The organism is Persicitalea sp., from assembly GCF_041751555.1.
In the GTDB taxonomy this organism is placed as follows: Bacteria; Bacteroidota; Bacteroidia; order Cytophagales; family Spirosomataceae; genus Persicitalea.
Genome location: NZ_JBGSXF010000513.1, coordinates 1 through 13,076 on the forward strand (window position 1 = coordinate 1; position 13,076 = coordinate 13,076).

The window sequence follows — 13,076 nt, forward strand, 5'->3', positions numbered from 1 at the left end:
AAATTGTCGTTTTGTTGTAAAACTCAATCAAAATGCTGGAAATAGTTGAAAACTACGTCGCTTTAAAACGTCAAATGGCCTCGCTCATCGATTTGTCCGGTTATGAAAACGCTTTTCTGGCTGAACAAATGGGCTTGACCTCATCCGCATTTTTAGCAAAAAAGCAAAATGCCGGCTGGACGGAGGAAGAAATGCAAAAACTCTTGACAATCATTGAGAACGACGCGCTGGAAGATGCTTTTTTACTCGAGCTCATGCGGGCTGAAAAAACGGCTACGCGCCATCCGATTGCCGATTTGAAAGCCGAGTTCGGATGGTAATAGAGTTCGTTGCGCGATTCAAAAAAGACTTAAAAAGGGTATCGCCCGAAGTCCGTACACAAGTGGCCGAAATGATAGATCGGCTCGAAATGGCCCATGACCTGGAATCGTCAGGCGTGGATTACAAACGAATGCAGGGACAAAAAAAGACGGAGAATTACTATCGAATCAGAATAGGCGGTTATCGAGTTGGAATCGAATACCTATTGCCCAGCGTCATACTTCTGCGCGTTCTCAAACGCGGCGACGCTTACAAGCATTTTCCGCCGAAGTAGACTATGTAGTGTACGCGCTTTGCGGCTTGGAGGCGGAGGTGATGGAGGGGTAGATACCAGCTGTGAACCTACTATCTAGCCATTTTTCCTGGCTTTTCTTTGATTTGAGTAGTCAGCCAGCGAGATACGCGAACCGTCGTCTTCCCGCTTTGCCTCGTCGTAAAGGCGCACATCTTCAAGGTCTTCCAATTCCTCGATCATCGCGTCGAATTCATCAAGCGGCAGTACTACTAATTTTTTTCCGACGGTGTCGGTAATGAACTGGGGATGTACCTGGATCATAGTTGTGTTCTGTTTACGCTGATTGCAAACCAGACATTGGTGAACTGACAAACTGCTTCACTTCCGCCCGGCTTACTTTCTTTTCGGCCTGCCACAGGTCGTATTTCTTCTGCAAATTCATCCACAAATCGGCGCTGGTGCTGAAAGCCTGCGAAAGCTTGACGGCCATTTCGGGACTTATGCCGGATTTCAGATTCAAAATCAGCGAAAGCGTACGGCGGTGGATGCCAAGTCCTTCCGCAATTTCATTGATCGTGAGAGGTTGTCCGGTTTCCTCGCGCAATCCCTGAATCATTCCTCCCAGTATAGATCCAGGGTGGGCGGGGCGCATTCCTCTTTTTAACATAATCAAGTGGTTTCAGTGTAGTCTATAAAATCTACATCGTAAGCGTTGCCGTCGAGGAAGCTAAAAATAATTCGATAATTTCCACTCACCCTGACGGAGTAGAAATCCCGATAATCACCGCTCAATTTGTGCAGGCGGTACCCAGGAATGTTCATTTGCTCGACGGATTCCGCCGTATCCAACACCGTGATGATCTCGCGTATGCGACTAACCAAATGCGGAGTCAGTTTTGAGACGTTATCATCCTCAAACATGAGCCGTAACCCCTTGTGCCGAATGCTTTCGATCATAACGCAAATGTAACAAGACTAATTACATTGAGCAATTGCTGCATATTGCGATTTGTTTATCAATGATTGATACCACGGCTTTGGAATCCGAAATAGACCAACTGGTGTATGCGCTCTACGGCTTGGCAGCGGCGGAGGAAATTGCGCTTTCCCTCACTCCGCGTATTCCAGCAAATCTCCCGGCTGGCAATCCAGCGCCTCGCAGATTGCTTCCAGGGTGTTGAAGCGGATGGCGCGGGCTTTGCCCGTTTTCAGGATCGAAAGGTTGGACAATGTCAAGCCGACTTTTTCGGAGAGTTCGTTCAACGACATTTTGCGCTTGGCCATCATGACATCCAGGTTTACGACGATCGGCATAGCTTATATCGTCAGTTCGTTATCGGCTTGAATTTCGATTCCCCGCTTGAAAACCTGGGAAATAACAAAAATCACGCCCGCCAGAAATAGGAACTCGAACGAGCTGGCGTCGCTCCGCCAGACTTCTCCGCTCCGCTGCAGCCAACCTGAGTAGGTCGTGGTCAGGACTGCCACTACCCAGGTTGCGGCAATGAAATAGCTCACTTTTTCGACCAGTAAGGCAATTTCCATGGTAAAGGGGTTCGCGAGGTTGATTTTCGACAGGACTTTGATCACCAAAAAGGCGGTGTAGGCTTTCATGCCAAGCAATGCCGCAATCGACGATACGACCGTCGTATAGTACCATAGGCTGCTCTGCCGAAGCCACGACAGATTCATTCCTTTGTAAAGATCTTCGGCCCCCTCAGGATTAAAGAGACTTACCGAATACGAGATCAGGATAGCCCCTGCCTTAATCAAAAGGCCAATGAACACGACCCACGAGAGGACGTTCAACACGACCAAAATTTGTTCAGTTCTGGTTTTCATAGAAGGATTGTTTGACTAGTGATTGTGCAAAAGTCAATAAAAATTTATTGATAAACAATAAACATGTCCAACTATTTTTGAAATTGCTTCAAATTTTCTCTCTACGGCATGCGAATTACCTGATCGTGATCGAAAACACCATTCAAATATCCCCTTCTTACTCTATCCTATTACTCTATCCTAATATTCTTCCTTTCGATCTCCGGCAATTTTTTCTTGTACGCCTCCGCATCCCAGGTGATCTCCCACTGAGAAACGTAATCCTGCAACTTCCCTAACCCGACGGATGCGCGACGTTCGTTTACGTGATCCGGGTCGTCGAGCGGCAGGACGTACGCGCCGCTGTCGTCGTACCCGATTTGGCTGCCGTAGGTCTGGCGTTTGCCCTGGCCCAGGGCCACACGGTCTTCTAGCAGGGCCAGGGCGCTGGGCCGGGCGTTGCCGTTCCTGACGGCTTCCCGCATCATGGGAAGATACTTTTCCTGCGTTTGCTGGTCGGAATGCTGAATCACCAAAAAGAGCGTGGTGTTGCCCTGACTTCCAATCACACTGTCGCCCAGCCAGCCGCGCTCGTCCAATATCTTTTTTACTTTGATGAGATTGACCGAGTCGATCGCCATGATCTTTTTCCAATGCGCCTGCATTTCCTGGGAGTCGTTTCCATACTTTTCCTGGATCTCGACAACCTGCTTGCGGTAGGTTTGATCCTCCTGAAAAATCGTGTCGAGCATGGCTACCAACGGCTTATCATAATTGGCTTCTTCTTTCACTTTATTGGCGGTGACCAGGGCAATCACCTCGGTCCAACGGGGATCGTCGTGCAAAGTCAGCAGGTCCGAATCAGTACTTATGTGCCGGAGATTGGCGTAGTACCCTTTTCGCGTGAACCTGAACAGTTGTGAAAATGCCGAATCGGGCTGGCTGGCGCGAGCCCACGAACATGCCGCGTTGTAGCGGTCGGTAACGTCCCCCAGGTCGCCTGCGGAAGCAAAGGCTTTTGCGTAGGTTTGGGCTGATGCGAGATACGCTTTGTTTTCGTATTGCTTCCAGGCGGCATCAATGAATTTGTCGTACTGCTCGCCGAGTTGGGCGAAAGTGAAAGTTGCTGGCAGGGACAACAGCAGGGTCAAAAATAGTTTCCTGTAATTCATGGCCAATCGTTTAAGTTCGTTTTCAAAACGAAAATAATCTTAATTATCGGTACAAAGCCAACGCTTGCTGCAAAACTTCCTCAATAGTCTCCATCGGCAAATCCTTTGTCGGATCGATCAGCATAATCTTGATGCGCGTTCGGTTTTCGGCCAGCAAAGCCGGGTGGTCGAGTTGTCGGCCTTCGACCAAGGCCAGGTAGGGTAGTTTGTATTTTTTGTGAAAAAAAAGGTAGCAGAACATTTTCTTTTTGTAATAAAAAACCGGCATCTGCCACTTCCAGGCCGTGGCCAGATTTTCGTCCTGGGCCAAAATGATCTCGTGCAAAGCGAGAAAGCACCCGCGCACGGGTTCCTCTTGCTGCATGAAGTAGTTGTCGAGTTCTTTCATATTCAGACGGCTACGAAAATATCGACTTCGGCGTTCTCGGGATTCTGCGCTCTTTCACCGTATACCTCGAAGTCGGCGGTAAATTTTCTGGGCAAATCCGAATTCCAGATTTCGTGCCAGGTACCGATGACCATGCCCTCCATGATATTTCCTTTCGCAACGTACGTGACGTATTCGCCCATAGCGAACGCCTTGCCCATCATGCCTTTCGGGATATTTTCCAGCGTCGCGACCGGGCAACCCAAGACGGTGGTGTACGGCTTTGTATGGTCGTGTTCGTAGTCGGTGTAAATGCAATATACTTCGTTGCCCGTTTTGTTGGGAATCTTATCGGCGATGCTCTCCGACATGAATTTGTTCCAAAGGGCGGGAATGTCCTGGGCGGCCTGCCCGTTTTCGTTGGTCGTGCGGATAGCGATGCCGATGACTTTAAATTCCTGAATCGTTTGCGTTTTCATCGTGTTTTCGGTTTGGTGAGCCACCAAAATAGCGGCAGCGTGTGACAGCCCTGTGTCAGTTGAGAAAATCTTTACTGACATAAGCGGATGTATTACTTCAACTGGTGAATTGTTTGTAAACTGTACAACAAAGACTTTTCTTCTTTTCCGGGCAGGAAATATAAATCCACAAACTTCAACCCAAGTTTTTCCAGCAACCGAACAGAACGTGCGTTGTCGGGCTTGCACATCGCGTAGATTTTCGGGAGTTGAAATTTCTCAAAGCCGTAATCCAAAACGCCTTTCGCTATTTCGTAAGCATAGCCGCACCCGACAAATTCCGGCAAGAAAGCAAAGCCAATATCCGGGAAATCGAGATTCGGGCGTTGGAGCAGACCGCAAGTACCAATGGCTTGCCTGTCGTCTTTTCTTTCTACTAAGGAAAGGCCGTACCCGTAATCCGCATAGCTTTTCATCGGCCCATCTAGGAGGTAATCTTTGGCCTGCGCTTCGGTTCTCACATTGCGGTCGCCGATGAATTCCAGGAAGCCGGGGCTGTTGAGCAGGCGCAGGACAAAGTCGGTATCGGTCTGGGTGTATTCCCGCAATCGCAATCGCTCGGTTTCCAGGATATAGCTCACGGCAATATTTCGGTATAGATTTCGGTCAACTGTTTGGCAATATTTTTCGCCGAAAACTGCTGCACGTGCTGCGTTCCCGCCGAAATAAGTTGGCTGCGAAGCGGCACGTCTTCCAATAATTGACTGAGCACCCCGGCCATCTGTTCGATGTCCGTCGGACTGGCATATAGCGCCCCCGGCCCGCCCGCTTCTTCCAGGCACGAGCCGGTGGCGGCCAGCACCGGAACGCCGCTGTGCAGGGCTTCCACAATAGGAATACCGAAACCCTCAAAAATCGACACATAGGCAAATACCCTGGCACCCTGGTACAAAGCGGGAAGGTCCTGGCTTGGCACATCGTGCAGCAAATGAACTTCATTTCCCAGTTGCAGCTCGGTGATTCGTTGCCGCAGTTTTTGGGCATAAGCCGTCGGGCGACCCACGATCACCAACTTGCTATCTTTCGACGGTAGTTTGGCGAAGGCTTCTACCAGCCGAATTTGATTTTTGCGCTCCTCGATGGTGCCGACGCTTAGAATATATAGTTCTGACTTATCCAGGCCATATTTTGCCAAAACGGCTTCAATATTTTCCTTAGAAATGCGGGATTGAAACGCGGGCTGGCAATCTTGATAAACTACCTGGATTCGCTCGGCGTCGATGCCATAAAATTCGATAAGATCATTCTTTGTCTGCTGGCTGACGGCGACGATGACATCGGCTTGCGCACAGGCAGCTTTGGTTTTGGCGCGGTAAAACTGTCGGTCGAGCCAGGGGTAGAGGTGGGGAAAGCGTTCAAAAATGACGTCGTGAATGGTCACTACCGAACGTACTCCCGCAGCGGCGAGTCCGGTGGGTAGTTCGTTGCTAAGGCCGTGGTAAAGTTGTACGCCGTCGCGCCGCAGGTCACGAACCAGTCCGTAGGAACGCCAGAGAGCGGGTAGTTGTTGGTAAGGGAATCCTTCCGGTGTTTTGATCCGGTCGGTGGGGAAGGTCGGGAAAAGCTCGGTTTTCCGGCGGGGTGTGTACGCGAACAAATCCAGTTGTGGGGCGTGTTCACGCAGGGCTTTCAACACGAAGCGGCTGTAATTGCCCAGTCCGGCGGCGTTTTGAAAAGCCCGCTTGGCGTCGAAACCCAGGCGCAACGGGAAAGGCGGTTTTTCGTTCATCGGTAAGAAAAAAGTACCTTTGGGGGAGAAACAGATTTCGGCCCGATCCCGGCATATTCTGCCAAGTATAAGCCATTTTTTGGCAAAAATAAAAACCACTCGCTACCAATACGGGTAGCCTGCCCATGAAGCAAGATAATCCGCGCAAGCGCATCACCAAGGCGACCATTTCGCCCAAAATACAGGAAGAGTACCAGTTGCACACGCTGGCGAACGGCATCCGCGTCGCCCACAAGCAGGTGCTGCACACCCAAATCGCGCACTGCGGCATCATGTTCGACATCGGTAGCCGCGACGAGCGGCCCGAGCAGCAGGGACTGGCGCACTTCTGGGAACACATGGCGTTCAAAGGAACCGAAAAACGCCGCTCGCACCATATCATCAACCGTCTTGAAACGGTAGGCGGCGAACTGAACGCCTACACGACGAAGGAGAAAATATGCTTCCACGCCTCGGTTCTCGACGCGCACTTCGACAAGGCGCTGGAATTACTGGCCGACATTTCGTTTCGCTCCGTCTTTCCCGAAAAACAAATCGAACGCGAGCGCAACGTGATTCTCGAAGAGATGTCGATGTACTACGACTCGCCCGAAGACGCCATTCAGGACGACTTCGATGCGCTGCTTTTTCCGGGTCACGCGCTGGGTTACAACATCTTGGGCAATCAGGAAACCGTCAAGAGCTTCTCGCGGGCGGATCTAAGAGCTTTTATTTTGGAAAATCTGGACACCGAGCGCGTCATCGTGTCGTCGGTGAGCCGCTTACCTTTCGCCAAAGTGGTGAAAATGGCCGAGAAATACCTGGGCGAAGTACCAAGCCAGCGAAGCACGCAGCAGCGGCAACCGCCCGCCTCGTACCAACCCGTGCAGCAGAAAGTGGAGCGTGTCCTCACGCAGGCGCAATGCGCGATGGGCCGCCCGGCTTACCCGCTTACTGACGACCGCAAACTACCCTTTTTCGCGCTGGTCAATTTACTGGGCGGACCGGGCATGAACTCGCGCTTCAATATGTCGCTGCGGGAGCGCTACGGCTTCGTGTATTCCATCGACGCCAGCTACATGGCCTACCTTGATGCGGGCTATTTGGGGATTTACTTCGGCACCGAACCCCGCCAACTCGAACGCAGTATCAATCTAATTTACAAAGAGCTACGTCGTCTCCGCGAGCAACCGCTGACGCCAACCCAACTGCACCGCGCCAAGGTACAACTCATGGGACAACTCGCGATGTCGGAAGAGAGCAACAACAGCTTTATGCTGATGATGGCCAAAAGTCTGCTGGACGTTGGCCGCGTAGAAACGCTGCCCGCCATTTTTACCGAAATTGAGAACCTGACCGCCGAACAATTACAGGAAATGGCGGTAGAGATGTTCGACGAGAAGGATTTCAGCATGCTGACTTTTTTGCCGGAAGAGTGAGTGGTTGTGAAGCGACAAAGCCACAGAGTGACAAAGCGACAAAGAAGAAGCTTGCGCCAGCCTAAACAGCTAAACTCTAAACAAATCATGAATCCCAACCGCAGAACCTTCCTGAAAAATGCCTCGGCGGCTTCCGCCCTGTTGGCTACGGGTAGTTTGGCCGCCGCCCGCCCGTCTTTTTCCTACATCAAAGACCTGAAAAAAGTTAGCCCCAACGACAAAATCCGCATCGCGACCATCGGCATGGGGATTCAAGGCAACTACGATACTAAGGCCGCGCTGCGGGCCGCACCCGACGCTGAGCTGGTGGCGGTGGCCGACCTCTACGATGGTCGCCTCACGCGGACGAAGGAAACGTTCGGCAAAGATATTTTCACGACCCGCGACTACCGCGAAATCCTGGCCCGCCCCGACATCGACGCCGTGCTGATCGTGACGTCCGACCACTGGCACGACCACATTACCAAGGATGCCCTAAAAGCTGGGAAGCACGTCTATTGTGAGAAGCCCATGGTTCACCACATCGACGAGGGGCTATCGGTGATCGACGCTTGGAAAAAATCGGGCAAGACGATGCAGGTAGGGAGCCAGCGCATCAGCAATGCGGCGTACCTGGAAGCCAAAAAAATGATTGCCGCCGGCGACATCGGGGCCATCAACTACGTGGAGTCCAACAACGATCGCTTCGGGTCGATCGGGGCCTGGAATTACTCGATTCCGCCCGATGCCTCGCCCCAAACCTGCGACTGGGATCGCTTCCTGGGTGATGCGCCCAAAGTACCCTTCGACGCCAAGCGGTTTTTTCGCTGGCGCAACTACCGCGACTACGGCACGGGCGTGGCGGGCGACCTGTTCGTTCACCTCATTACGGGTGTGCACTACGTGACGGGTTCGCTGGGGCCACAGCGGATTTTTTCATCGGGTGAACTGAGCTACTGGAAAGACGGCCGCGATGTGCCGGACGTACTGGTTTCTATTTTGGAATACCCCAAAACGGACATCCATGAGAAGTTTCAGATGGTATTACGGGTGAATTTTGCCAACGCCGGCGCGATCAAGAACAACACCCGCATCATCGGCACCGAAGGACAAATCGAGTTTGAAAACAACGGAATCGTTTTAACCAAAAAGAAACTCCCCATTGCGCCCGGCTACGGCAACTACGATAGCTACTTTACTTTTCCGGAAGAAGTACAAAAGGAATTTGCCAAGAACTACGATGCGCAGTACCCGCCCGAAACCCGCAAGGCCGAACCCGCAAAGGAGGTGAAATTCAACGACCCGGAAAAAGAAGACGAACACGCGCTACACTTCGCTAACTTCTTTGACAACCTGCGCAAAGGCAGTCAGGGTACGATTGAAGATCCGATTTTTGCCTTTCGTGCTGCCGCCCCTGTGCTGGCTTGTAACGAAAGCTACTTCGACCAGAAAACGGTGTATTGGGATCCGGTGGCGATGAAGAAAGTGAAGAAGTAGTTCTCGATGCAAGCAAGCAGACTATTCCGATTCGGGTTGCCAAATCCGATCAATTGTCATCTAAACTTATTCAGAAGGACGAAACTACTGAGTAATTGTGAGCCCCAAGGCTGACGACATGTCGTTCTTCAACAAACGGGTGTTCTTTTGGAGTTCAGTTTGCAGTTTTTCCACCTTGGGCTTGCTGGCTTGTGTCTGCCCGGTCAGTGAGGGGGTATTTCCCAGGTCGTCGAATGCCTTCTGAATGGTGGCGTTTTGGGCTTCGATACTAGCCACTAAGGCGGGGCCGCCCGATACGGTATTGAGCAGATCGTCAAAACCGGGGCCGTCTTTCCCGGCCACCCGACCGCGCCAGATATTTTCCAGGGCTGCGAAGTGCGCCTGGGCGAAGGTGAGCGATTTGCCGCTGTAATACGCTTCGACGGGGGCTGACTCCAATGAATTTCCTCCTGTAGTAACATCCTGCGGCAGGTTAACTTTAACATTGCTCAGGCTTTCGTAACTGCGCACAAACTCGTTGTACAACATGGAAATAGAACTACCGGCTGCGGTACCGTCGCTGTTAATAAAAGTCTCACGGTAGTTTGCCCAGTCCGTAACTACCTGATCCACGTGGCCTTTCAGATTAGCGATTTGTTTTTTTAAATACACTTCCCGGCTGGCGGTGATGAGTCCATCGAGAATCCGTTGGTTGTCACCCTTGACGTCAAAAATCAGGTACTCGATCGCTAGTAGGCCGCGGGCGTCGTAGTTGGCATCGTTTGGCACGGGTAACCCCTTGGCAATGTTTGTTTCCATGATCTTTATACTGATCGGGAATGTCCCAATTTCCTCGACAAGCCTCTTTCGAGTACCCGTTTCGCCCGCTGGCCCGAAATTGAAAGCATTGGCCGATTGGAAAGAAAGATGCGTTTTATTCCAGGCTGCCTGAAGGATCGCTAAATTGGCTAGCGTAGGCTTGGCGGCTACTACTTCGGCGCTCACTTGCAGCGCGTTGACATTGGTTTGAAGTTCCTTGAATGCAGGTATGATGAGGTTGTCGGCATAATGCCTCAACATATCCTGACGATCAATTTGCTCGGGCTTTTCAACTTCCAGATTGGAAGAGGTGCAGGCATGATTGAGCAAAAACATTACCGATGCGAGCGAAAGTAGGTAGATGTAGCGTAGTCGTTTCATTTGATTTTACCAGAAAGTTGTTCTCCCTCTCAGTAACTGAAAAGCTGCGAGACTATGTATATCTATTTCGAATAAATATTAAATAACTTACAGAAACAGGTTAAAAACCAGTTCAAGGTTAGACTTTCTGACATCCACCGTTCGAAAATAGGCCTTCGCACCACTGCAAAAAGCCCCTTTGGTCAGATCACACGATCTGACCAAAGGGGCTTCGAACTGCTGGTCAAAATCCGTCAGTGGTGCTCCTCGTTGGCAGCTTTCTCGGTAAAGTACCCAGCATAAATCGCCACCGCTCCCAACAGTCCGATGATGAAAACGAACATGTCGCCGAAAATTCCCAGGATCAGCAGAAGGATCAGGAAAGAAGCGACGAAGAAACCCGTCGAGAGTTCTTTGGATTCGGCGTGATGGTGCGTGGTAGGCTCGGTTTCTACATGCACGACTTTGGGGTCAGTGCCTATATGCGTGGTCTGCGTGGTCTCCATGTTTGGCTGAATGAATAATTATCGGATAAGCGTTACGACGACAAATTTAGGAAATAATACCAAGTTCTGGCAGCCCTACTCACTTTTTACGACTGCGTGCCCCCCGAATTCGTTGCGCAGGGCCGCCACAACCTTGCCCGAGAAGGTATCGTCTTCCATCGAGCGGTAGCGCATCATCAGCGACAGAGCAATCACGGGCGTCGGTACGCCCAGGTCGAGGGCTGTTTCGAGCGTCCATTTTCCTTCGCCCGACGAGAACATCTTACCCAGGATTCCATCCAGGTTGGCATCTTTCGAGAAAGCGCGCTGGGTCAGCTCCATCAGCCAGCTACGGATCACCGAGCCATTATCCCACACACGGGCCACTTGTTCGTAGTCGAGGTCGAAATTGGACTTACTAAGTACTTCGAATCCTTCGGCTATCGACTGCATCATGCCGTACTCCACCCCGTTGTGCACCATCTTGACAAAGTGGCCACTGCCGGGAGCACCCGTGTGCAGGTATCCTTTATCTACCGAAATGTCTTTGAAAATCTGCTCACAGTGAGCAAAAACTGCGTCCTCACCGCCGATCATGGTGCAGGCCCCATGCCGCGCGCCCTCCATACCGCCGCTGGTGCCGCAGTCGAGCAAGTCGATACCCTTATTTCTTAAATTTTGGTAACGCAACAGCGTGTCGGTGTAGCGGGAGTTGCCGCCGTCGATTACAATGTCGTCCTTATTGAGTAGCGGAACGAGTTGGTCGATAACGCTTTGGGTGATCGTTCCCGCCGGAACCATCAGCCAGATGACCCGTCGTCCGGTGAGTTTTTTGGTGAGTTCTTCCAAAGAATGGGCGCCCTGAATACCGTCCATCTTGATAAATTCTTCTACCACGTCGTCATTGACGTCGTGACCGATGACCTCGTGACCGTGGTCTTTTAAGTTTTGTGCAAGATTAAAACCCATCTTGCCGAGTCCGATCATTCCGATTTGCATGTTTTTTAATGATGAGTGATGAATGATGAGTGATGAGTGATTGGTGTTCATCACCGTTTAGTTATTGCCGTTTCGGTTATTACGGTATCGTACTTTTTCGGGAATGTAGGGAAGTTTTCTTATCCTTACAAATAAGACCTTTGCATTCGGCGACTATCAGGCGTCAGCTATTCATCACTCATAATTCATAATTCATCACTCAAAATGGCCTATATCCTCGGTGCCGACATCGGTACGACCAACGTTAAAGCAGTAGCGTTCAACCTAAAAGGCGAAATCCTGGCCGACCACAGCGAGGAATATCCCATGATTCACCCGAAACCCGGCTGGAGCGAGCAGGATCCCGAAGAAATCGTGCGGTCGCTGGAATACTGTATTCAGTCGGTGGTGAAGAAATGCCGCGGCGAAGGCGAGGCCCTGGGGCTTTGCTTTAGTGCGGCCATGCACAGCGTCATTGCCCTCGATGCCGAGGGCAAGCCGCTGACCAACTCCATCATCTGGGCCGACAACCGCAGCGCCGATCTGGCCAACGCGCTGAAAGAGACGCGCGAGGGCCGTAAAATGTACAAGACCAATGGCACACCGATTCACGCCATGTCGCCGCTGTGCAAGCTGCTATGGTTGCGGGAGAACGAACCGAAATTATTCAAAAAAGCGGCCCGCTTCGTCGGGATCAAGGAATACGTGTTTTTTAAATTGGCCGGGGAATACCTGGTCGACTACTCCATTGCCTCGGCCACGGGGCTTTTTAATATCGAGAAGTTCGCCTGGGACGAGTACACCCTGAACTACCTCGACCTCACCGCCGACCGTTTTTCCGAACCCGTCTCGCCCTACCATATGGTAAACTTACCGGAGGATAATTCCCTCGGACTACCCGCCGGGACACCACTGGTACTGGGAGCGAGTGACGGCTGTCTGGCCAACCTGGGCAGCGGGGCCATCGTGCCTGGAACGATGGCCGTGACCATCGGCACGAGCGGAGCCGTGCGTATCAGTTCGCCGAAGCCTTTTGCCGATGAAGAAATGCGGACTTTCTGCTACATTCTGGATAAGGAAACCTACGTCATCGGCGGAGCGACGAACAATGGTGCGGTAGTTTTCGAGTGGCTGAAGGACCATTTCTTCGACGAAATCTCCTACGATGATATTTTTAAAGAAGCCGCCGACATACCCCTGGGATCAGACGGACTGCTTTGCTTGCCGTATCTGTTGGGCGAGCGAGCGCCATTATGGAACTCCGAAGTACGCGGCGGCCTTGTCGGGCTGAGTACTCGCCACACGCCGATGCACTTTGTGCGGGCGGTTATGGAAGGTACTTTGCTGAATCTGTTCAGTATTGGCAAAGTACTCCTGGAAACTCAGAAGGTCAAAGCC

At 51.5% G+C, this 13,076-nt stretch carries 18 protein-coding genes; 5 read left to right on the forward strand and 13 right to left on the reverse strand.

Annotated elements, in window-relative coordinates; genetic code table 11:
- Nucleotides 1–32 precede the first annotated feature (32 nt).
- The gene (locus tag ACEW8P_RS18235) at nucleotides 33–320 is read left to right on the forward strand and encodes a hypothetical protein (RefSeq protein ID WP_373514507.1); all 288 of its coding nucleotides are present in this window, start codon (nucleotides 33–35) and stop codon (nucleotides 318–320) included.
- Nucleotides 314–595 carry a type II toxin-antitoxin system RelE/ParE family toxin gene (locus ACEW8P_RS18240; protein ID WP_373514508.1) on the forward strand — a complete coding sequence of 94 codons (282 nt, stop codon included), beginning with the start codon at nucleotides 314–316 and terminating at the stop codon, nucleotides 593–595. Before ACEW8P_RS18235 ends, ACEW8P_RS18240 begins: the two co-directional genes overlap by 7 nt.
- A gap of 75 nt (nucleotides 596–670) precedes the next feature.
- Here ACEW8P_RS18240 and ACEW8P_RS18245 read toward each other — a convergent pair whose 3' ends face one another.
- The 10 genes from ACEW8P_RS18245 to ACEW8P_RS18290 form a co-directional block, all read right to left on the reverse strand.
- Nucleotides 671–877, reverse strand: a complete 207-nt coding sequence (locus ACEW8P_RS18245) for a hypothetical protein (RefSeq protein WP_373514509.1) — start codon at nucleotides 875–877, stop codon at nucleotides 671–673.
- 13 nt (nucleotides 878–890) lie between these two features.
- Nucleotides 891–1,223, reverse strand: coding sequence for a HigA family addiction module antitoxin (locus ACEW8P_RS18250; RefSeq protein WP_373514510.1), 333 nt, complete (start codon nucleotides 1,221–1,223; stop codon nucleotides 891–893).
- A gap of 2 nt (nucleotides 1,224–1,225) precedes the next feature.
- Nucleotides 1,226–1,513 (reverse strand): type II toxin-antitoxin system RelE/ParE family toxin, encoded by a 288-nt coding sequence (locus ACEW8P_RS18255; protein WP_373514511.1) that lies wholly within the window; start codon nucleotides 1,511–1,513, stop codon nucleotides 1,226–1,228.
- 153 nt (nucleotides 1,514–1,666) lie between these two features.
- Nucleotides 1,667–1,870 (reverse strand): helix-turn-helix domain-containing protein, encoded by a 204-nt coding sequence (locus ACEW8P_RS18260; RefSeq protein ID WP_373514512.1) that lies wholly within the window; start codon nucleotides 1,868–1,870, stop codon nucleotides 1,667–1,669.
- Between the two features lie 3 nt (nucleotides 1,871–1,873).
- On the reverse strand, nucleotides 1,874–2,398 hold the full coding sequence (locus ACEW8P_RS18265) for a DUF2975 domain-containing protein (RefSeq protein ID WP_373514513.1): 525 nt from the start codon (nucleotides 2,396–2,398) through the stop codon (nucleotides 1,874–1,876).
- 170 nt (nucleotides 2,399–2,568) lie between these two features.
- Nucleotides 2,569–3,549, reverse strand: coding sequence for a DUF6624 domain-containing protein (locus ACEW8P_RS18270; RefSeq protein ID WP_373514514.1), 981 nt, complete (start codon nucleotides 3,547–3,549; stop codon nucleotides 2,569–2,571).
- A gap of 43 nt (nucleotides 3,550–3,592) precedes the next feature.
- On the reverse strand, nucleotides 3,593–3,937 hold the full coding sequence (locus ACEW8P_RS18275; RefSeq protein WP_373514515.1) for a DUF1801 domain-containing protein: 345 nt from the start codon (nucleotides 3,935–3,937) through the stop codon (nucleotides 3,593–3,595).
- Nucleotides 3,938–3,939: 2 nt separating this feature from the next.
- The gene (locus tag ACEW8P_RS18280) at nucleotides 3,940–4,395 is read right to left on the reverse strand and encodes a GyrI-like domain-containing protein (RefSeq protein ID WP_373514516.1); all 456 of its coding nucleotides are present in this window, start codon (nucleotides 4,393–4,395) and stop codon (nucleotides 3,940–3,942) included.
- 92 nt (nucleotides 4,396–4,487) lie between these two features.
- A complete protein-coding gene (locus ACEW8P_RS18285; protein WP_373514517.1) occupies nucleotides 4,488–5,015 on the reverse strand; it encodes a GNAT family N-acetyltransferase in 528 nt (175 codons plus the stop codon).
- Nucleotides 5,012–6,163 carry a glycosyltransferase family 4 protein gene (locus tag ACEW8P_RS18290; RefSeq protein WP_373514518.1) on the reverse strand — a complete coding sequence of 384 codons (1,152 nt, stop codon included), beginning with the start codon at nucleotides 6,161–6,163 and terminating at the stop codon, nucleotides 5,012–5,014. The genes ACEW8P_RS18285 and ACEW8P_RS18290 overlap by 4 nt, the downstream gene beginning before the upstream one ends.
- A 125-nt stretch (nucleotides 6,164–6,288) precedes the next feature.
- On the opposite strand from ACEW8P_RS18290, the gene ACEW8P_RS18295 reads away from it, so the two are divergent.
- Both ACEW8P_RS18295 and ACEW8P_RS18300 read left to right on the forward strand, forming a co-directional pair.
- Nucleotides 6,289–7,581: a M16 family metallopeptidase gene (locus ACEW8P_RS18295; protein WP_373514519.1), complete on the forward strand. Its 1,293-nt coding sequence runs from the start codon at nucleotides 6,289–6,291 to the stop codon at nucleotides 7,579–7,581.
- 87 nt (nucleotides 7,582–7,668) lie between these two features.
- Entirely contained in the window at nucleotides 7,669–9,057 is a 1,389-nt protein-coding gene (locus ACEW8P_RS18300; protein ID WP_373514520.1) for a Gfo/Idh/MocA family protein, read from the forward strand.
- 84 nt (nucleotides 9,058–9,141) lie between these two features.
- On the opposite strand, the gene ACEW8P_RS18305 is transcribed toward ACEW8P_RS18300, so the two are convergent.
- The 3 genes from ACEW8P_RS18305 to gnd form a co-directional block, all read right to left on the reverse strand.
- Entirely contained in the window at nucleotides 9,142–10,236 is a 1,095-nt protein-coding gene (locus tag ACEW8P_RS18305; protein ID WP_373514521.1) for an imelysin family protein, read from the reverse strand.
- Nucleotides 10,237–10,469: 233 nt separating this feature from the next.
- Entirely contained in the window at nucleotides 10,470–10,721 is a 252-nt protein-coding gene (locus tag ACEW8P_RS18310) for a hypothetical protein (RefSeq protein ID WP_373514522.1), read from the reverse strand.
- Between the two features lie 75 nt (nucleotides 10,722–10,796).
- A complete protein-coding gene (gnd, locus tag ACEW8P_RS18315) occupies nucleotides 10,797–11,750 on the reverse strand; it encodes a phosphogluconate dehydrogenase (NAD(+)-dependent, decarboxylating) (RefSeq protein WP_373514523.1) in 954 nt (317 codons plus the stop codon).
- A gap of 153 nt (nucleotides 11,751–11,903) precedes the next feature.
- Between gnd and ACEW8P_RS18320 the strand changes: the two genes are divergently transcribed.
- On the forward strand, nucleotides 11,904–13,076 hold a 1,173-nt coding region (locus ACEW8P_RS18320; protein WP_373514524.1), incomplete at its 3' end, for a gluconokinase.